At 45.2% G+C, this 21,393-nt stretch carries 17 protein-coding genes; 16 read left to right on the top strand and 1 reads right to left on the bottom strand.

The annotated features are described in order from the left end of the window. Positions 1-9: 9 nt before the first annotated feature. On the top strand, positions 10-882 hold the full coding sequence (locus G630_RS0110970; RefSeq protein ID WP_026498586.1) for a cation diffusion facilitator family transporter: 873 nt from the start codon (positions 10-12) through the stop codon (positions 880-882). A gap of 50 nt (positions 883-932) precedes the next feature. Then, positions 933-1,799 (top strand): helix-turn-helix domain-containing protein, encoded by an 867-nt coding sequence (locus tag G630_RS0110965; RefSeq protein WP_022763273.1) that lies wholly within the window; start codon positions 933-935, stop codon positions 1,797-1,799. 75 nt (positions 1,800-1,874) lie between these two features. Here the strand turns inward: G630_RS0110965 and G630_RS0110960 are convergent, their stop codons facing one another. Next, complete coding sequence (locus G630_RS0110960) at positions 1,875-2,096, bottom strand: hypothetical protein (RefSeq protein WP_022763274.1); 222 nt, start codon at positions 2,094-2,096, stop codon at positions 1,875-1,877. A 259-nt stretch (positions 2,097-2,355) separates the two neighbouring features. Between G630_RS0110960 and G630_RS0110955 the strand changes: the two genes are divergently transcribed. The 14 genes from G630_RS0110955 (at position 2,356) to G630_RS23595 (ending at position 21,274) form a co-directional block, all read left to right on the top strand. Beyond that, entirely contained in the window at positions 2,356-3,129 is a 774-nt protein-coding gene (locus G630_RS0110955) for an HD domain-containing protein (protein ID WP_026498585.1), read from the top strand. 110 nt (positions 3,130-3,239) lie between these two features. Continuing rightward, positions 3,240-3,395 carry an SHOCT domain-containing protein gene (locus G630_RS24220; protein ID WP_081667878.1) on the top strand — a complete coding sequence of 52 codons (156 nt, stop codon included), beginning with the start codon at positions 3,240-3,242 and terminating at the stop codon, positions 3,393-3,395. After that, positions 3,396-5,549, top strand: a complete 2,154-nt coding sequence (locus tag G630_RS21540; RefSeq protein ID WP_049946174.1) for a DEAD/DEAH box helicase — start codon at positions 3,396-3,398, stop codon at positions 5,547-5,549. 90 nt (positions 5,550-5,639) lie between these two features. After that, the gene (locus tag G630_RS0110940; protein ID WP_026498584.1) at positions 5,640-5,849 is read left to right on the top strand and encodes a hypothetical protein; all 210 of its coding nucleotides are present in this window, start codon (positions 5,640-5,642) and stop codon (positions 5,847-5,849) included. A gap of 57 nt (positions 5,850-5,906) precedes the next feature. Beyond that, positions 5,907-6,659, top strand: coding sequence for a LytR/AlgR family response regulator transcription factor (locus G630_RS0110935; protein WP_044959130.1), 753 nt, complete (start codon positions 5,907-5,909; stop codon positions 6,657-6,659). 373 nt (positions 6,660-7,032) lie between these two features. Then, entirely contained in the window at positions 7,033-7,986 is a 954-nt protein-coding gene (locus tag G630_RS0110930; protein ID WP_026498582.1) for an AAA family ATPase, read from the top strand. Continuing rightward, positions 7,976-9,142: a DUF58 domain-containing protein gene (locus G630_RS0110925; RefSeq protein WP_026498581.1), complete on the top strand. Its 1,167-nt coding sequence runs from the start codon at positions 7,976-7,978 to the stop codon at positions 9,140-9,142. The genes G630_RS0110930 and G630_RS0110925 overlap by 11 nt, the downstream gene beginning before the upstream one ends. Further along, complete coding sequence (locus tag G630_RS0110920) at positions 9,139-11,340, top strand: transglutaminase family protein (RefSeq protein WP_026498580.1); 2,202 nt, start codon at positions 9,139-9,141, stop codon at positions 11,338-11,340. Before G630_RS0110925 ends, G630_RS0110920 begins: the two co-directional genes overlap by 4 nt. A gap of 138 nt (positions 11,341-11,478) precedes the next feature. Then, positions 11,479-13,758 (top strand): YfhO family protein, encoded by a 2,280-nt coding sequence (locus tag G630_RS0110915; RefSeq protein ID WP_026498579.1) that lies wholly within the window; start codon positions 11,479-11,481, stop codon positions 13,756-13,758. A gap of 276 nt (positions 13,759-14,034) precedes the next feature. Then, complete coding sequence (gene flgM / locus G630_RS0110910; RefSeq protein WP_022763283.1) at positions 14,035-14,316, top strand: flagellar biosynthesis anti-sigma factor FlgM; 282 nt, start codon at positions 14,035-14,037, stop codon at positions 14,314-14,316. Between the two features lie 234 nt (positions 14,317-14,550). Then, on the top strand, positions 14,551-15,072 hold the full coding sequence (locus tag G630_RS0110905) for a flagellar protein FlgN (protein ID WP_022763284.1): 522 nt from the start codon (positions 14,551-14,553) through the stop codon (positions 15,070-15,072). Positions 15,073-15,410: 338 nt separating this feature from the next. After that, positions 15,411-17,096 carry a flagellar hook-associated protein FlgK gene (flgK, locus tag G630_RS0110900; protein WP_026498578.1) on the top strand — a complete coding sequence of 562 codons (1,686 nt, stop codon included), beginning with the start codon at positions 15,411-15,413 and terminating at the stop codon, positions 17,094-17,096. A gap of 114 nt (positions 17,097-17,210) precedes the next feature. Next, positions 17,211-19,067, top strand: a complete 1,857-nt coding sequence (flgK, locus tag G630_RS0110895; protein WP_026498577.1) for a flagellar hook-associated protein FlgK — start codon at positions 17,211-17,213, stop codon at positions 19,065-19,067. Between the two features lie 14 nt (positions 19,068-19,081). Further along, a complete protein-coding gene (locus tag G630_RS23595) occupies positions 19,082-21,274 on the top strand; it encodes a flagellin N-terminal helical domain-containing protein (protein ID WP_049946173.1) in 2,193 nt (730 codons plus the stop codon). The last annotated feature ends 119 nt before the right edge of the window (positions 21,275-21,393 follow it).

Below are 21,393 nucleotides of genomic sequence, written 5' to 3'. Positions count from 1 at the left end.
AAGCGTGTCATGGAAGAAGCCAGTATTATAAAAAAATTGTCCCGAGTTGGGATTTTAGGTAATGTAGTGCTTGCCGGGTTTAAACTGGTCGCCGGAATTCTGGGTAACTCCGGAGCGATGGTTTCGGATGCGGTACATTCACTGTCAGATGTTTTCGCTACTATTGTCGCATATATCGGAGTACTCCTGGCCAAGCAGCCGGAGGATGATGAGCATCCCTACGGCCATGAGAGGCTGGAGTGCGTTGCTGCGATGATTCTTGGAGTTATTCTTGCCGGAACGGGTCTGGGAATAGGATACACAGGTCTTCAGAAAATTATTTTAAGGCAGGAACTTGAGGTTCCCACTTTTTTGCCACTTATCGCGGCGGTAGTTTCTATTGTCGTTAAGGAGGCGATGTTCTGGTATACTATGTACTATGCGAAGAAGATGAACTCGGATGCCTTCAAGGCGGATGCATGGCATCACCGCTCGGATGCGCTTTCGTCCATCGGTTCCTTCATAGGTATCGGTCTTGCAAGACTGGGATTCCCGATAATGGATCCTATTGCGAGTCTGATTATCTGTCTGTTTATCCTGAAGGTCGCTTATGATATTTCAAAGGATGCTCTTGATAAGATGCTGGATACCTCCTGCGGAAAAGAGATGGAGCAGAAACTAAGATTTTTCATAGAGCAGCAACCTGGAGTGGAGCATGTGGATCTGCTTCAGACGAGACAGTTTGGAAACAGAATCTATATTGATCTGGAAATTGCAGTTAAGGGAGAGATCCCGCTGGTGGAGGCGCACGAGATCGCCGAGAAGGTCCACAACAGTGTGGAGCAGGAATTCACCAATGTTAAACATATTATGATACATGTTAATCCGGACACTGATACGTAATATCTTCAGTCCGGATTTTACATATAACCGGAAGGAAAGGCATCAAAGAAATGGACTACAGTCAATACGAAACCTATGATTTTGATCATGTGAGTGCGTTCAATATGTCTACGGGGTTCAAGGAGAGAAGCTACAAGATGCACTGGCATTCTTATGGAGAGATTCTTCTAGTAGGTCCCGGGAAGACTAATATTTATAAGGTGGGCAAGAGTACTTATGAGCTTGTCCCGGACGATATCGTGCTGGTATGGCCGATGGAGATGCATGCTATCGTCGATGCCGACAGGGAGAAGGCGCTGGTTATACAGTTTTCAAATTCCTTTATGAATTCGCTCTTCGATCTTCAGAGAATTATGCATATGTATCGCAATCTCCATATTATCTGCGTGGAAGCGCATCCTGAGCTTGCGGCAAAACTGAAGGCTATTACGGAGAAGATGAAGGACATCTTTTTTTCGGATAATCAGGAGAAGGAGATCAGGTGCTGCATGCTGCTCATGGAGTTCATGCTGACTCTCCTAGAGCACAGAAACGAGCTTGCGCCGGAGCTTTCCGAGGAGCCCTATGGTTATGCTGATGACGTTATGCAGCGAATGATGATGGTGACCGATTACATCAGGAATAATCTGACCGCAGATGATTTGTCCCAGGGAAGTATGGCTGAGATGGCAGGCATCAGTAAGGATTATTTTTCAAGGATATTCAAAAATGCTACGGGGATGAATTACAGTAAGTGGCTTAATATGATAAGGCTTGAGAAGGCATCAGAGCTCCTTACGGAGGAGGGCAGAACTCTGACGGAGATAGCGATGCTCTCGGGATTCCAGAGTATTCCCAGTTTCAACAGGGTGTTCCGCGAGGAGAAGGGGATGACACCCAGGGATTACAGAGCCCTGTTTGTGAGAAGGTCTGAGTAGTACTATATTAATGAAAAGCAGAAAAATACCGGCTATCTTCAGCGCGAAGATGACCGGTATATTTTTTGATGTTTTTTATTGTGCTATAACCTGATAATCCTTGTTCCAGATGAGCTCAAGTCCGTCGAACAGGTAGGTGAGCTTGCCATCAGGATATAAGCTGATGAACTTACTTGTGATATCGGATGGGTTGTCCTTGGAATTGTAGAAAACACCGCCAATATCGTTGTACCCCTGCTTGTCATAAACAAATCCGTCAATAGTAATTCTGGATGGAAACGTTGCTAAATCTGGCATCCGATGACTCCTTTATTGCTTGTGAGGGTTGCTGTAACTTTGCAAACATCATAGCATAAGAAGTGCTGATTGTAATTGATGAAAATTAATCGAACTTGGAATTTCTTAATCCATTAAGCGGTGCGGTTTTTGGAGGAAAACACAAAAAACACATTACAAATTTAATCTCGGGTTTTATACAATCGGATGACATATCGGTTTTTCTTGTTATAATAGGTACTTGGAAAAATGATTAAGATGAAGGAGACGGATCTCATAAATGATTTTAGATAGAAAAAATGTAAGGGAGCAGTTCGCTTCCTATACAAGAAATTACGATCCGGAGGATGTGAAGATAGCGCTGAAGATTGCGCACACCTACCGGGTTGCGGATAACTGTGAAAAGATAGCAAAATCCCTGGGGCTTTCAGAAGACGATGTGGAATTTGCGTGGCTTTCAGGTATGATTCATGATGTCGGAAGGTTTGAACAGGTCAGAAGGTACAATACTTTTAACGACGCCAGATCGGTGGATCACGCTGAGCTTGGAGCGGATCTTCTCTTTGGAGAGGAGGGTCTCATCAGAGGATATCTTGAGGATAGTTCTCTCTACGATATGATGGATGTCGTGATCAGACAGCACAACAAGTACAGGATTGATGAGTCTGTAACCGGAAAAACACTGACCTTCTGCAATATCTTAAGAGATGCGGACAAGATCGATATCCTGAGGGTAAATGTCGAGACGCCTCTGGAGGATCTCTACAGCGCTACTACTAAGAAGCTTATGGAGTCAGAGGTCTCAGAGGAGGTTATGGAGCAGGTGCGTGAAAAAATAGCGGTAAGCAGAGCTATAACCCACACCTATGCGGAGCACCAGATCGGACACATAGCGCTGGTCTTTGAGCTTGTTTATCCAAAGAGCAGGGAGCTTGCGAAAGAGCAGGGGTACCTTTATCAGATGTTCGATTTTCCAACTGAGACGGAAAGTATGAAGAAGGCTCTCGCCGAAACAAGGCGGGAGGTCGATGAATTCTTTAGCAGCGCAGAATGAGAATATGAGTTAAATTAGGCATCGCACGGTCAATTGGCTGTGCGATGTTTTCTTTGTTTATGATAAAATAAAAATAGTTTTTATGAAAAAAAGTCAGAGAGGGTATAGTCATGAGGAAAATTGGAAACTTGGTGCTGGTTCTACTGTGCGCAGTGATGCTGTCGGTAGTAGCGGATGAACTCATGAAACTCAAGGGACTCATGGAATCCGGAGTCATCACTGCCGAGGAGTTTGAGGCCCAGAAGAAAAAGATATTGGGAGAGTAAATGAATAAACCCAATTTCAAGGATTTAAATAATCTTATAAAGGCCATACATGATACAAATGCTGTTTTCATGCGTATCTATAATGACAAAGGTGCGCAGGAAGACAACATTAGGTATCTGTGCAATAAAATTGCGGCAGATTCAGCTCGGAAGTCGCTCTATGACATCTCTGCGGAGGAGTTAAAAAATGCTAAGGCCGGGATTCGTGTTCAGCCACTGGCGGATGCGGGTTTTACCAGCTTTGGGAAGATCGCGGATGCTACGGATTATGAGCTTGCTGCGATTGACGGTATCGGAGAAAAACAGATAGAAGCCATCAGGAACATAATAACTGAGGCTGCAAATAATCTCTCTTCAAGGGTTTCCATCAGATTAGAAGCAGATGGAAATCCTGCTGAGGGTGGGTACAATTTTGAACTTATCACGGCGCTTTCGGGATATATTAAGTGCGAAAAGATAAGAAGAGATAACAGGCCGGCTGCGGAAAATCTGAATGCTTATGCACAGAGGATTGAAAACAGCGGCATTATTAGAAACGGCGTTCGCTGGTTTTTTTCATCAAAAGCTTCAAAACAAAATACCGCTGATATGGCGGATAATATCTACGAGTTTTGTGACAGTGATTTCTTTAGGCGCATGCTTTCGGTGATCGATGATTATCAGAGAGCATTGAATACTTCAGCTTATGAGGCGACCGAAGCCTTCCGCGGAAACAGTGCGGATTTCTATGCTGTTCTTGAAAATCTCGGGAACATTTCAGGCAACAAACCTTTCATCTACGACAGTATTCCTGCGCAGCTCGCGGAGGAGATAGACAGTACGGTTCTTGATCTTAGCGGCTTTTTGGGGACGCTCAGACCTTATCAAGTGTTTGGTGTGAAATACATTATTCATCAAAAGAAGGTGCTTCTTGGTGATGAGATGGGACTAGGAAAGACTATTCAGGCAATTGCGGCAATGTCACATATACAGCAGACAGAGCAGAAGACCTGCTATTTTCTCATAGTCTGCCCTGCGAGTGTTCTTATCAACTGGGCGAGGGAGATTAAGAAATTCAGCAGTCTCAGTACCTATGTGATCCATGGCCAGATGGCTGACGATGCCTTTTCCATGTGGCAGGAAAAGGGCGGCGCGGCGATCACCAACTATGAGACCATGGGAAAAATCGTGGACAAAATCGATAACCACATGGGGCTTTCCATGCTGGTCATTGATGAAGCGCACTACATGAAAAATCCTGACGCCAAGAGGACGATGTATATTAGAAGACTTGATAATGAGTCGGAGCGAATCCTTCTCATGACGGGAACGCCGCTTGAAAACAGGGTTGAGGAGATGTGCAATCTGATAGATTTCGTTCGTCCGGACATGACACAGGAAGTACGATCGCTTGCGCATATTACGCATCTGCCGGAATTCAGGGAGAGCCTTGCGCCGGCTTATATCAGAAGAACCAGGGATCAGGTGTTAAAAGAGCTCCCTCCTATCGACGAGGAAGAGGAGTGGTGCGTTCCTACTCCGGAGGACCGCGCAGCCTATGCCAGTGCGGTAATCAGCGGCAGCTTTTCTGATATGAGAAGAGTTTCGTTTCTTCAGGAGGATATGACTAAGTCTGCAAAATGCGGAAGACTTCTGGAACTTATGGAAGAAGCCTGCGATGAAGGACGAAAAGTTGTAATCTATTCATTTTTCAGAGAGACCATAGCAAAAGTGAGTGCGCTCATGGGAAGTAAATGCGTGGGCGTAATAAGCGGCGATACCGGGATTGAGAGGAGGCAGCAGATAATAGATGAGTTCACTCAGGCGCCCGGAGGAAGCGTTCTTGTATGTCAGATAATTGCAGGAGGTGTCGGACTGAATATCCAGGCTGCCAGCATCGTAATTTTCTGCGAGCCACAGATCAAGCCATCCCTTGAAAGTCAGGCGCTGTCGAGAGTTTATCGAATGGGGCAGGTCAGGAATGTACTGGTTTACCGGCTGCTTTGTCCCGATACCATCGATGAGGATATGATGGTTATTTTGCAGCAAAAACAGACCGAGTTCGACAACTTCGCCAACGAGTCTGCTGTGGCGGGCGCTTATGACAATATCATCGATAAGGAATGGATTGAAAAGATAATCGAAAAAGAAACAATCCGTGTAAATCAGAACTAAATCGGTGTAAGAATAATGAATGGAATTATTTATGATAGATTAGCCTTAGAAGTTTATTAACGATTTTGTTTTTGAGGCAGGTGAATATATATGAAGGATGAAAAGTCTAATGTTTATGATGTACCAAAGAGAGAAGGAAGTGTGTGGCCGGATGATATGTGCCCGGCTTATACCCCCAGAGAAGATGCTATACCCAGCATAAAGGGGTGTTGGTACTGTAAATATGCGGATTTTCATCTGAAAGAAGAGCGGGCCCTGGAGGTTGGAATTTGCAACTGGCCAAAGAAAGTAATTGATTAAAACCTGATGACGGGTTGATTCGGAATAATACTCAAATTTTATCGGGAGATAGAAGTTATGGGAAACACGGAGACATTAAAGGAAGGAAATTCACTGAGGATTGCTATTTGCGACGATGACAAGACGGATCGTGAGAGAGTCCATGGACTGGTGAAAGAATATTTACAGAAGAAGAATCAGAGCGCGGATGTCAGAGTGTTTGATCATCCCGATGCGCTTATAGAAGAGTGCGAGCAGTTCAGACCTCATATTTATATTCTGGACATTGTTATGCCGATGGTTACGGGAATTCAGGCGGCGAGGGAACTTCGCTGGAATCAGCCTGAGGCGCAGATAATATTTGCAACATCCGAGAGCTCCTTTGCGCTCGAATCTTTCGATGTAAATCCGATCAACTATATTTTGAAGCCCATTGAAAAGGAGAAGTTTTTTTCAACGCTTGATCTTGCAATATCGCGTGTGGATTTGGCGGGAGAAAAGTGCATAACAATTAAGGTTAAGGGCGGACTTCAGACGCTTAGAATGGATGAGATTCTCTATATCGAGTATCGCAACCATGTGGTTTCATATCATATGAGTACAGGGGATGTGGTTTCAACTCCGACGCTCAGAATCGGATTTGCGGAGTATATGGAGGAAAATCATTCCGGAAGTGATTTCGTAAGATGTCACGAATCGCTGGCTGTAAGCGTGGCTGCAATAGATAAGCTCACAAAAACGGATATCACTCTTCGCGGCGGAGAGATGATCCCGGTCGCAAAGAGCAGATATGCCGAGGTTATGGACAGATATATGGACTTCAGGTTCTAGAATTATACTTTTCAATAGTGCTTTTTATCTTTAATGCCGGTTTTGAAATTCCGGTAAGAGAATTCCCCTTATTCAGCGTGTCTATGATGGCGGCGATGTATCTGCCCATATTCACGCTGTAATAATATTCTTTTTCAAGAAGCTCAGGCTTCTGATATATCAGATTAGTTGTGAAAATTCTTGTAAATTCTCCGGCGGCGTAGGCCTTATCAAATTTCTCAAGACCGTTCAGGAATAGTCCGAAGGTGGAGAAGATAAATATGTATTAAATTTCAGTGTCTGAAAATAATGGATAATATTCCAATATTGAGTTAAAATATAATCACAATTTCGAGGTTTTAGGCTTAAATTTTATTACATGACGGAGGAGTAAATGGGGACAAAAACGGGGGCTCTCGATGCTTTTCGGGAGCAGATGAATGATTACTTTGTTGGGAAGGGTGACACAGTTGATAACGTGCTCTGCTGCTTTCTTGCGGGAGGGCATGTTCTTTTGGAGGATGTTCCGGGAGTCGGTAAGACCACACTGGCCAGGACCTTTGCGGGGTCTCTCGGACTTTCTTTCGGACGAATTCAGTTCACGCCGGACACGATGCCGGGAGATGTTACCGGTATGTCTGTCTATGATATGAAAAAAGGCGAATTCAATTATCGTCCCGGCGGCGTGATGAAAAATATTGTTCTTGCGGACGAGCTTAACCGAACATCACCTAAGACACAGTCGGCGCTTCTTGAGGCAATGGCGGAATCTCAGGTCACTGTTGACGGTCAGGCTTATCAGCTTCCACAGCCTTTCATGGTTATCGCCACACAAAATCCTATCAATTTTTCAGGAACATATCCGCTGCCGGAGGCGCAGCTCGACCGCTTCATGATGAGGTTGTCAGTGGGCTATCCCTCTGCCGAGGAGGAACTGAGGCTTGCCAGGGATAACATGAGCGGAAGAAAAATCGAGGACGTGAAGGCGGTTCTTAATGCGGAGGATGTGACCGGTTTTAGGGAAGAGGTATCAAAGATCCACGTTAGCGACGGCGTACTCGGATATGTACAGCAGATAGTTGCCGCCACAAGAACGGACAGCGGATTCTCGCTCGGAGCAAGTCCCAGAGCGCTTCTTCATCTTCTGCAGGCATCGAGGGCGAAGGCTTTCCTCGAGGGACGAAGTTTCGTTAAACCCGATGATGTAAAGAAGATGGCGGTGCCGGTTCTTTCACACAGACTCATTCTTTCTACGCAGATGAGACTTCAGAAGAAGACAAGTAAAGATGTTTTGGAGGCTCTTGTTTTGAAGGTGAACATCCCCATGGAGGCGGATTATGAAAAATAAGGGGATGGTGATTTTAGCTGCACTTTTTGCTCTTTCGCTCGTCGGTATCTCGATGTTCGGAGGGGCTGTTACCTATGTCTTTTTCTGGACAGTGCTGCTCATTCCCGTGATTTCTTATCTGTATATTCTGTGCGTTATAATTTCACTTAAAATCTATCAGAAGACCGAGGGGCGTGACATGGTTTGCAAAGCGCCCTCGGATTTTTATATTACTTTGCAAAACGAAGGCTGGTTTTCGTTTTCATCTCTTAGAATAATTTTCTATTCATCTTTTTCAGGGATCTCAGATATCGATGACGGCGCTGTCTATGAGCTTCCGCCGCATTCATCCATTCAGAAAAAGACCAAGCTCCTATGTCGTTACAGGGGCGAGTATTATGTTGGAATAAAGAAAATAGTAGTGGGGGATTTTTTCGGAATATTCTCGTTTACCTATACTATAAAGGAGCCCCTCAGCGTAATCGTGGTGCCTGCAATGGTGCATTTATCAGAGCTTAAGGGGAGTGAACTTCTGTCGGATTCCGACCGCGACAATTATCAGAGAAAAACCGAACCCGATATTCCGGTGCGCGAATATGCAGACGGCGACGACCTTCGCTTTGTAAACTGGAAAGCCAGCGCGATCTCACAAAAACTCATGGTGAGAGAGCGCCGCGGCGAGGAAAAGAGCGGTATCGCGATTGTGATGGATCCCGGAAGATATCAGAAGAGGATGGAGGAGTATCTGCCCCCTGAAAATAAGGTGATCGAGTGGGTACTCGCACTTTCTTTTTATTATATGGAAAACAACATTCCCACGGAGATTATTTATAAGGCCGTGGAAGTGCAAAAGCTCCATGTAAGGGATGCGGGCGATTTCGATACGCTCTATTCGGAGATGAGCAGATTTTCATTCCGCGAGGACAACGATATGGATAAGCTTCTGGAGGAGCTGTATATAGACGGCGGCCTTGCGGGCTATCGCATGATTATCTTTGTGGCGCAGAGCTGGACTCACGAGGAGAGTGAGAGAGCAGATATGATCAATGCAGATCTGTCACCGATAAGGGTTTATCTTGCTCAGGACGAGAGTCTCGGAGATGTGGCGGATACGGTAAGCGGCAGATTTGATATCGTAAGAATTGGAGTCGATACACCGGCGGAGGCGAAGGCATGATAGTTGAGATTCTTTATGATCTGTTATTCATGATGCCGCTGTCTGTAGCGGTGTCATCCTTTACTCACGGGTACTTCGAGCCCGAAGAGGTGAAGAAGGCGTGGATAGTGATTGCGGTAGGTACGACGCTTTATCTGCTTTTGATGAAGCATTTAAAGCTCCGGGGCAGAGCTGTGCTTGCTGGGATTTTGCTTGCTGCTGTGCTCGCTTTCTGGCTTATTGTGCCCTCTGAGGACAGGATAGATGTGCTGCGGGAATACTCCTGGATTTTCCGGGAGATGGCTGTTGCGGCAGCAGTTTTTGTGGTGGGATTTTTCTCGGGAAAATATCGGAACCTGCGAATTCTCATCGCAGCGGGGGGATGCATATACCTTACATCGTCGCTCTTTACAGGGATGCCGGTGGAGAAGATCAGCGTCTGCGTAATTCTGATATATACGCTGCTTGTGGCAGTTGATGAGATTCAGAGATTCTCCGTAAAGGAAGGAGATACCGAACCGAGGAAGCATCTGGTTGCGGTTTCACCTTTTTTAATCGTGGTATTTGCGCTTGTTTCGGCGCTTGGAGTTTCGGATAAGCCCTACGACTGGGGGATTGTAAAGAGAATTTCAGGTTTTGTTGTAAGTGAATATGTCATGCTGAGTGAGAGCGTGTTTGGCGAAAACGGCTGGGATACAGGCTCTGCGGTGATCGGCTTTTCAAATCGCGGCGAATTTGCGGGGGATCTCTCTGCGAATAAGAGAATTGTTATGAGACTGAAGTCGGGAAATGAGAATGATCCAAGGCTCTATCTTTCGGGGAAGACTTTTGATACCTTCGACGGTCACAGCTGGGATAAGAAGGACACTTCCGAGATGGATGAGCGCCTTGCGGATACTATTGAGACCGTGAGCTTCGCGCTGGATGAGATGGGCGAAGATCCGGTTACCGATGTCCTGAAAAGGGTTGCATTAACGATTGAGTACAAGGATATGCATACGAAATGTCTTTTCACACCGGGTAAATATCTGCCTCTTGGAGATAAGTGGCAAAAGCGGCAGACCGAGGGCGGAGACATTGAATTTCCAAATAAGAGGGCTGCAAGAAAGCCCTACGATGTGGTGTTCTATCGCCTTAATAAGGATTCGGAGCTCTTTGATACGATTGCGAGGGATTCCCATGAGGTAAGTAAGGAGAGCTTTGAAGCGGCGAAGGCGGAGTGCGGCATAGACAGCGATTTTTCTTATGAGGATTTTCTTAAATATCGCGAAGCGGTTTATGAGAATTATCTTCCAAAGACAGTGTTGTCTGATAAGATGAGGGAGTATGTCGACGGAATTCTGGAGGGCGCGGACTCTGATTATGAGATGCTAAAGCGCCTCGAGGGGATGTTCGCGGAGTTTAAATATACGGAAAGCCCCGGTGAAATTCCGGATGAAGTGAAAAGCGAAGCCGATTTTCTTGATTATTTTATTTTGAATAAGAAGGAAGGGTACTGCAGCTACTATGCTACGGCGTTTGTGCTGCTCGCTAGAGCCTATGGGATTCCGGCGAGATATGTGCAGGGCTTCAATGTGCCGATGGGAAGGCACAGTATGGTGGAAGTGAGTTCGGTGCTTGCGCATGCCTGGCCGGAGGCGTATATTGAAGGCCTGGGGTGGATTGGTTTTGAACCCACGCCCGGGATGCGAAGTGATGTCGCTTGGGCGGTTCAGTCCGAGAGGGAGCTTCTGCTTGAGAAGGAGCGCGAGGCCTACCTGGCGGCGCATGCTTACTCCGAAGAAGAGGAAGAGACCTACGAGGAGCCGGTAGAGGAGAAGACCTCTATAAAGATAGACTGGTACAAGATTCTGATTCCGGTCTTTGCGGGAGTGTCGCTTACACTTTTGATGTTTGCGCTGGACAGGCTTCTAAAGAGAAGGCGCTATTTGAGAATGAGCGAGCGCGGAAAGGCCACGACTCTTTGTAAAAACAGCATGGAGCTTCTGAGGAGACGGCATCTTGGACGAAGACAGGATGAGACCTTGAGCGAGTATGAGGAGAGACTTAGCGGGAAATTCAGCGCTGAGCTGCTTTCCTTCCTTGGGACCTATGAGGAGATTTTGTACTCCGACAGGGAGATCACGGAGCCTGAGAGAATTGAAATGGAGGAGAGGTTTTCCCGGTTGAAGAAATTCTGCTTCACACAGCGCAGAGCGCTGAGGGCAAGCGAGAGCTGATGTTTTGACAGGGGGAAACTTAGGATTAAGTTGGGGATTTTTGGAAGTAATGAAAGGTCTGGGACTTTTGGAAGTAATGGAAGGTCCGAGACTTTTGGGAGTGATGTAAATAGGAGTGGCGGGACCGGAGGGGCTTTCTTGACAGCCCTCTATGCCTTCAGCTTTTCACTTGTTTTATTCTTGGCGCTGTGCCTTGTGCTTCATATAACTCCGTTTGGAGATCGCACATTTTTGTACGAGGACATGAAGCAGCAGTACGTGGATTTCTTTTCCTACTATCACAATGTGTGGCATGGGAAGGACGGTTTTCTGTACTCTGAAAACTGCGGGCTAGGCGCGGAAATGTTCGGTATCTGGGCCTACTATCTTACGAGCCCGTTTCTTTTGATGTTCATCTTTATTCCCGAGCAGTACTATGCCACCGCGGTGACATTTCTTATCATGCTGAAAATGGCATCGATAGCTTTTTGCATGTCGCTGTTTTTGTCGCATGTTGGGAGGAGAGCTGATGAGCGTTGTGGTTTTGGCTCGGTTCTGCTCAATCTGCAAATCTCGGTTGCCTTTGCGTTTTGTGGTTGGACTGTCGCCAACATGACAAATATCATGTGGCTTGATGCTGTGATCATGCTTCCTATTGTGGCAATGGGTTTCGATAAACTGATTCACCATGAGAAGCGGGGAATGCTTTTGTATGTGCTCTCTGTAATGGTGATGATTTTTGTGAATTATTATATCGCGGCGATGGTGCTGATTTTCCTTGGAGTGTTCGCGGTATTGTGGGTGCTGTTTGGTAAGGCTGATACCCTGAAGGGCTTTGGGAGGTTTTTAATTGGCTCTGCGATTGCGATTGCTCTGGATGCCTGGTTTCTGGTGCCCACAGTCATGTCTCTTATGGGAAGTAATAAGGATCATTCCGGTCCGATGATGGAAGCTTTTCAGAAATATCTTCCGTCTTCCGAAGCGGTGGGGAGATATTTGTCACCCCTGGATGTGCTGCCTAAGCTCTTCACGATGAGCTATGACACGATGGAGATTATGGATGGCATGCCCAATATCTATTTTGGCGCGGTTTTGATAATGCCATGCGTTCTGTTTTTCCTGACTTCGAAAATAAGTGTTAAGGTAAGAGCTCTCTTTGGTTCATACCTTGTAATTGTGCTTGCATTTTTCTGCATAAAACCGCTTAATACGCTGGCTCACGGCGGAACCGAGGCCTATGGATATCTCTACAGGTATTCATTTGTCTTTTCATTCGTGTGTCTAACCATGGCTTATCTTGCTATGTGTCAGCGTAAAAATCATCAGGGGAAGATTCATCCGGGAAAGATTGCGATAGCCGGGGTGATTACGCTTGCCTTGTATGGAGTTGCTTCGTTATCGCATGTGAGATTTCTTGGAGGGATAGTTCTTTTCCTGAATTTATTGCTTATTCTTGCAGGCGGGGCGGCAGTGGTTATATGGGGCTGTTTTTATAGGGAAAATGAGCCGGTACAGAAGGCTGGACTCACTGCCTTACTGGTTATGGGGCTCGTTTTGGCGGCGGACCTCTCTCTCAATTTTATATGTGTGTACAGAAATTCTTCGATGAACGGCGAAACTGCGTCACGAAACAGGATGAAGTGCATCCAGACGGAGGCAGCGCTTAGAATTATCAGAGACCGAGAGGCGGAGAACGGTGAGGTGCTGACTGACAGCGAAAAGACTGGCGGCAGTAAGGCTGAGGCAGATAACGGCAATTACAGAATAGAGTCGCTTAGTCCCAGGACACCGAATGAAAGTCTTCATTTTGGGTACAGAGGAACTACGACTTACAACAGCCTTCTGAAGGTTGAGAACAGACTTTTCATGTACAGGCTGGGTTTCAATGATAACGGCCTTTATACGATGTATGACAACTGGAATACAAGCTGTGCCGATGCGATTCTGGGGATAAAGTATCATATAAATGACAGTTCGACGCACAATGTGATTACGAATGAGTATGCGCTGTCGGCGGATCTCATTACGGATAAGACGATTCCGGGACTTATGGAGATTATCGAGTCGGCGGCAAATCCTTTTGAAGCGCAAGAGCTTTTGTGGAATTATTTCACAGATGCGGAGGATGAAGTTTTTATAAAGGCAACATGTGAGCCGGCGGATGGTAAGTTTGAGTTTCTGATTACACCGAACCTCGATGGCGAGCTGTACTTCTACATGAACCGCGAGGGGACGAATGAGCGCTCGCTTGAAATCAGGCTTGAGGGCGAGAGTCTGTGTGGCTATGGTAACGCATCCTGTCAGAAGGTGGTGGATCTTGGCTATCATAAGGCGGGTGAGAAGCTTCATCTGGTGATAGTTGATAACGATAATTTAGGTTACCTTCCGGATGAGCCGGTGGTGGTGACAGAGGATTTGGAAATTCTAAAAAAAAAATAAAATTTTTTTCATAAATAGGGGTTAAGTTTTGCTAAGGGCTCTCCGATACTATTATTGGTGAGGAAGATAAAGCACAATACCTTGGGTTTTCAGGAGCGACACCACAATATCGGGTATGTAGAGTCCGATGTCCACAAGATAGATTGATCAGGATGACATCGGTGAGAGGCCGGAAAATATATTTGAAAATATTTTCAAAAAACTCTAAAGTAATTGCAGAATACGCCGATAAATGTAGTAGAACTAAAGAAATTCTCCAAGGAAGGAGGAAACGATATGCGTATAGAAGCTTACAGCCAGATTCAACAAGTTTATGGCACCAGCAAAGTGAATAAGACCGCTAAGACTCAGAAGACTAATAATATTTCTGATTCTCTGAAGATTTCTTCAATCGGAAAGGATATTCAGGTTGCTAAGCAGGCTGTGAAAGAGGCTCCGGATGTCAGGGAGGACGTTACGGCACGCTTAAAGAGTGCAATCAAGGACGGCACATATGACGTTAGCGGAGAGGATTTTGCAGACAAGCTCCTCGCTAAACTTAGTGAATCATTAGGTTAATCCTAACCAAATACATATAGAAACTATTAGAGCCGGCTTAATCAAACGGTTAAAGCTCCGATGGCTATTAGGCAGGCTCTATAACTTTGCCCTTTTTTACCTTCGGTAAAAAAGCACTCCGTGGGATGCGCAGCTCGCAGAATGGAAGTTATTGCTAAAGCAATCTGCTCGCGCGCAAGGATTTCGCAAGCGAAATCCTATTTTAAGTCCTAACTATTTCTTGGAGGTACTACTATGGCAAGCTTATTACAGAATCTTGTTGATGCTCTTGACAGAGAATGTGCATTATATGAAAGACTTCTGGTTTTGTCCGGAAAGAAGACACCGGTGATAATCCAGAGAGATCTGAAAGAACTTTCCAAGATTTCAGGAGATGAGCAGGCTGTGGTTTCCCTTATAGCTGCAGTGGACAAAGAAAGAGAAGCTGCCATGGACGCTATCGCAGACGTAATAGGAGAAAAGGGCAACAATCTCAAGCTTATCGAACTTATCAGAATGCTTGATTCAAGGCCCAATGAGCAGAGAAGTCTTGCACAGATGAGAGACAAGCTTAAATCACTGGCAGAAAATGTTCAGAGAGTTAATGATCAGAACCAGATTCTGCTTCAGAGTTCACTTGAGATGGTTCAGTATGAGATGAATATCATTCAGGCAGCAAGACGTGCACCTGAAACTGCAAACTATACAAGAAAAGCCGGCACCAGAGGTGATCTGATCGGGGTTGCACCTATGGGAAGGTTTGATGCGAAGCAGTGATGTTAAATAATTGTAATAAAGTAAACTTTGGCATAGGTGTAAGTCAATTTTCAAATTTTGAAGAAATGGATTTACGGATTAACAATATAAAGAAGATTTTTCCTGAAAAACATAAGTCTACTTCTGTGAAAACATGAAATAGACTTATTTTTATGCATGAAAAACGGTAAGAGAAAACAGAAAAAAAGTGAGCGCATATATATAAGTAAATAGCCAAATTAACCGATACATTATATGAGTAATAGTGTAATTGACAGGGATAGCCCTTACCAAAACAGCAGATGTCAGTCCGGAAAAGGGATATCTAGACAAGCTCACATAGGCAATGAGGTAAATACATGGCATCTTTAATGGGAAGCTTATATATTGGAGCATCGGGACTTCAGACATCAAGTAACGCTCTGAACACCACCGCCCACAATATGTCAAATATAGACACGGAAGGCTATACGAGACAACAGGTTTCACAGGGCACTCGCCCTTACATCACCACTGAAAAGGATTTCAGAATAATTTCCTGGAAACAGACAGGACTCGGAGTTGTTTACAACAATTGTAAACAGGTCAGAAGTTTGTTCCTTGACCAGAGCTACAGGCAGGAGTCAGGAAGACAGGCTTTCTATGATGTGTCTGTTACAACCCTTGAAGAGATCGAGGATCAGCTTCAGGAGATGAACGGAAATGAGTTCGCGGATTCTCTCAGTAACCTCTGGGTAGCAGTTCAGGAGATGAGTAAAAATCCTACATCCGCGGTTAACCAGAGCACACTTGTGACAAGAGCTAACGAGTTTATCACAAGAGCTAACAGCGTATACGAAGGCCTCACAAATTACCAGGATAACATGGATCTCAAGGTTGCGGATCTGGTTGAGCAGATCAATAAGATCGGTGACAGGATAAAAGAGCTTAACCTTCAGATAGTTGAGATAGAGTCGGGAAATCAGGAGCATGCAAACGATCTTAGAGATGAGAGAAATCTTCTTCTCGATCAGCTCGGAGAGCTCGGAAGAATTAGCTACTACGAAGACATCTTCGGAAATGTACTTGTACAGTTTGAGGGAACACAGTTCGTAACAACAGATCATGTAAACCACATGGCATGTGACAATACACTTCCGGCAGATAAAGGCGGAAGCCCTTCAGGATATAACACTCCTTACTGGGAGTTCGCAGCAAAGAAAGAATACGATCCTATCCAGGAAGAATGGGTAGTAACAGATATCAGAGGAGCTAAGGTATTTGACCTTACACAGACAGTCTCCACAGCGATGAACACAGATATCGGAAAACTTCGCTCAACACTTCTTGCAAGAGGTGACCACCACGCAAATTATCACGATATAACAGATGATCCGACAGGTGCCTACTACAATACAAACATCGCACAGTCAGTCATCATGAACGTGGAAGCAGAGTTCGACCAGATGATCAAGAATATCTGCACAGCAATAAATCAGGTGTATGAGGATGCGGGAAGTAACCCCGTAACTCTCGGTGAGGTGGAAGGAAGAACTTCCGATTATGATCTTTTCAAAGTCCTTAACGAAGAGGATTGCCTCAACTACGACATCGATGAGAATCACAAGGCAGGAGAAAACAGAAAGGGCTACATAATCACCAACATCGCAGTTAATCCGCTTTACATGGCAGAGCCCACCGCAATGAAGTTCCTCCTCGCAGACGGAAGTGAAGATAATGATACGGTTGAGAAGCTGAAGAGTGCTTTCACCACAGCAAAATATCTCATCAACCCCAACGTGGCAACAAAAACTGATTTCGTAGGATACTACAACATGCTGGTTTCACAGGTTGCGAATTCAGGTGATGTATATAAAGGAATCAAGTCCAATCAGGAACTGACAGTATCTGCAGTATCTAACGCGAGAGAGCAGATCGTCGGAGTATCAAGTGATGAAGAACTTGAATTCATGATTAAGTTCCAGAATGCATTCAATGCATCGAGTAGATATATAAATGTAGTCAGCGAGATGCTCGAGCACGTGGTTACGGCGCTTGGCTCGTAATCCCCTCATCCGGCACTTCGTGCCACCTGTCTTCGCTCCGCTTCGGTCCGCGCTGAACCGACGTCCCCCGGACGTCGAGCGCCCCCAGGGGGAAGGCTAAAGAAAGGAAAAGATATGCCTTCAACATTTTTTGGATTAAACATAGCTGCATCGGGACTTAGAGCGGCGAACGCAGCACTTAATACAACAGCAAATAATATCGCCAATGCCAATACCGATGAATACAGCAGACAGAAGGTTGATCAGAGAGCATCGGATGCGCTCAGAGTTTTCACAACTTACGGATGCGCAGGTGCCGGTGTTGACACCATCGCGATTGAGCGAGTAAGAGATGAGTTCTACGACGTCAAGTACAGAACCAACGAGTCACTTCTGGGCAGAGTATCTCAGAGAAATTACTTCAACGAGCTTGCAGAGGAGTACTTCAAGGACGATGGAACAACCGGATTCTCAAGCCTTTTCTCCAAGATGCAGTCAGCGCTGCAGGACGTTATGAAGGCATCGGGAACTACAGAATCCAAGGCGACTTTCGTATCATCGCTCTCACAGATCACCGACTACTTTAACCACATGTCAGAATCATTAAAACAGCTCCAGAACGATATCAACCAGGAGATAAAAATGGACTGCGATACGATCAATTCCTACGCAGAGCAGATTTGTTCCCTTAACAAGCAGATCAACATCATCGAGATGCAGGGTTCAAGAGCGAATGAGCTGAGAGATCAGAGAGATGAGCTTCTTGATAAGCTTTCAAAAATAGTAAATATAGAAGTAAAGGAAACCAAGGTTGTCGATGCAAGTAATCCCGAGCGTGAGACCGGAGCAACAAGACTTATCGTAAATATCGCAGGAAAGCAGCAGCTCCTTGATTCCTACTCCTACAGAAAGCTTGTATGTATAGCAAGAGAAGCAAATGAAAATGTAAACCAGTCAGACATCGTCGGACTTTACGACATCAAATGGGCACCCACAAGCTTTAAGGACGGCGACGATACCAGCAAACTTGACGTATTTGATCTTGATAATAAGTTGATCGGCGGAGAACTTCAGGGTCTCATCGATATGAGAGACGGAAACAACAGCTTCTTCTTTAGCGGTGAAGTTCAGAACTCGGTAAAAGATCAGAAGACCGGACTTACAACAGTGACAATCAAGGTTTCGGATCCCGACCTTATGGACATGACAAAATGTACACTTCCTGCTGCAGGAAAAATCGAAGTTGCAAGTAAGATTTATTCATACGAGGACTGGCAGTACGATGGCGGTGATACCTACACCTTCATACTTACAGCGGAGAGTACAAGGTCGACAACTCCTCCCAAATATAGGACAGCAACAGTCGGAGCCGATTTTTCATATCAGGGCATTCCGTACTACATGCAGCAGATGAACGAGTGGATAAGACGTTTTTCAGACAGAGTAAACGACATAATGTCCAAGGGCTACACTGCAGACTCACTTGAAGGACGCTATATTCTGACAGGAACGAGCGACATGGATTCAAACGCACAGTTTTCATATCCTCAGCTCACTTCCCTCTCAAACAATAAAGGCTACTACGAAGTTACTGCAGGAAACTTTACAGTTACAAGGGAACTTCGAAGCAATTCCGATCTACTGGCAACCAAACAGGATGTGACCGAGGGCGAATCGGAGTACAGAAATATTGAGACACTGAACGAATTTTTCAATAAAGAAGATATCTTCAGGGGAGCTACAAGCGGCGAGTTCCTGGATAAGGTTCTCGGAGATGTGGCGCTCAATACCAGCAATTCCGGCACATTGGAAGAGACCTACACAGCACTGGAGAAGACTATAGGAAATCAGAGACTCAGCGTAATGGGCGTCGATGAAGATGAAGAAGCTTCGGCACTTGTTCAGTACGAGCACAGCTACACACTCAACTCAAAGATGATAAACACGCTCACAGAGGTTTATGACAGACTGATAACTCAGACAGGAGTTTAAAGAGAGGTTTTACCATGAGAATTACCAACAAGATAATGAACAACAACTCACTCTACAACATCAATAACAACAAGGTGGCAGAGGATGAAGTGAACACTCAGATGGCAACAGGAAAAAAGATTGCCAGACCTTCTGACGACCCGGTTATTGCAATCAGAGCTTTGAGACTTAGATCCACAGTTACACAGCTTGACCAGTACTACGACAAAAATGCAAAGGATGCAAAGAGCTGGATGGATGTAACTGAGGATGCCCTTTCCACAATTACCGATGTTCTCACGGATGCGATTCAGCAGGCCAACAGAGGTGCCAATAAGGACCTCACCATGGCAGACCTCAATACAATCGTTACCCAGCTGGATGCTCTTTCAGCAGAGTACTATTCCACAGGTAATGTTGATTACGCCGGACGCTATATTTTCACAGGGTTCAGGACTGATACAGCTCTGTCCTATTCAAAGCCCACGACAGAGAATTTCACAGATATAAATGACGAATTCAACGCGGGCGATATCAGCAAGTCCTGCAGAACTCTTAATATGCAGTATCTCAATGCCGGCGACGTTCTTGATACCAGCACCTCAGGAAGATTTAAAAATGAGACAAAGGAGGATGACATCCGCCAGGTTGAAATCGGAAGAATCAGATGCTCCTATGACAACCTCGATTACACAGTCGGAGATGGAAACTATGCGGAGCTGAAGTTCAGGGAAAATCTGGCTCAGGAAGCAACCTCTTCAATAACAGATACAAATCTTACATATTTTGATCTTACTTTTGTAAACAGCGAAGGCGTGGAGCAGAATGCATATGTTCCGCTTTCAGATACCTATACAGTAACTGTTGGTAATTATCAGTATACCGCAGAGAGAGCAAGCATCACTCATCCCGAGAGAGGTTACATCATCAATGTGACAGATCTTACGTCCTATGATGTTTATCAGTTCGAAGTTAGTAAAGACGGAGTTCTGACAGACGGCGACGGAGATGGACAGTTCGATGTTCCCACAGGAATTGAGAGCGCGATAGTTTCCATGCATACCACAAGTGTAACAACATTGGCCTTTTCAGATGGAGAAAATACCGAAGTTACAATGCCGCTCCTTGGACCCGTTGGGCAGCAGTATAAGATAGAAGTTGATAACGAATTCGTTGCAACCGTAAGCGGAGACGGAACCTACAAGATCGAGAAGGCAACCGAGCAGGATGAGTACGGAAACGCTACCAAGACAGTGCTGCAGGTAACAGCAAACGGAAGTATGCATTCTTCATATAAAGAGACAACAATTAAAATCGATAAGGATCATATCCTCTATTCAACTTCATCTGATGATGAGATTGATGAAGCATATAAGCAGCTTAAGGGCGAATACGCACCCAAGAGAAGCAATTATAATTTTGGTAATGTAGCAAGAGATGAAGAGATGTTCCTGGAAGCTTATGAGGAGTACTCCAAGACCCTTAATAACATGGTTTATCTCAATGCGAAAACCGGTGAAGTTCTTCTTAACGATTACCTTTCGGAGAAACTGGGAGCACTTGCTTTTATCAGCAACGCCAACACAATTGATGTTGTTTACGACAAGAAGGAATGGGCGCAGGGAGATATCAGACCTCAGAACCTGTTTGCTTGTGTGGACAGTGAAGGAGTTATTTACAACGGTGGTAATGCGGCTCACGATATTCAGTATGACGTTGGATATTCACAGAAGATTACGGTAAATACCACTGCGAATTCAGTTTTCACAACAACAATTAAGAGAGATGTTTTCGATCTTGATCAGCTCGCAGCACAGATAAATGTAGTAAATACAACTCTTGAAACTCTTAAGGAAAAAATCGCAGACCTCACAGATGAGGATGAAATAAGAGTTGTTCAGAACGAAATCGATGCCTGCAAGAAGGCATATGATTACCTCCGCCAGAACATCCAGGAGGAATTCGAGCACAAGATCACCAGCATTCAGGAGGCTCTTGATAAGGCAAACGTAGCTGTAACAGACAACGGTACAAGAAGTAAGAGACTTGAGCTAATCAACTCCAGACTTCAGGACCAGACCACAACCTTCAAGACTTTGCAGTCCGATAATGAGGACGCTGATCTTGCAGAGACAGCAACCAATCTCGCAACCGCACAGCTCACCTACCAGGCAGCCCTCATGGCAACCGGTAAGATTGGTAAAGATACACTGATGAACTACATCTGATATGGTAGAAAAGATGCCTTCCCCCTTGGTGGAGGAAATATAAAATGCCTTCCCCCTCTGGGGGAAGGTGCCCGAAGGGCGGATGAGGGAATGAGGGGAGCACTTTATACTTTATTTAC

Source organism: Butyrivibrio sp. WCD2001 (genome assembly GCF_000424485.1).
In the GTDB taxonomy this organism is placed as follows: domain Bacteria; phylum Bacillota; class Clostridia; order Lachnospirales; family Lachnospiraceae; genus Butyrivibrio.
This window is presented reverse-complemented; position numbering and strand designations above follow the sequence as displayed.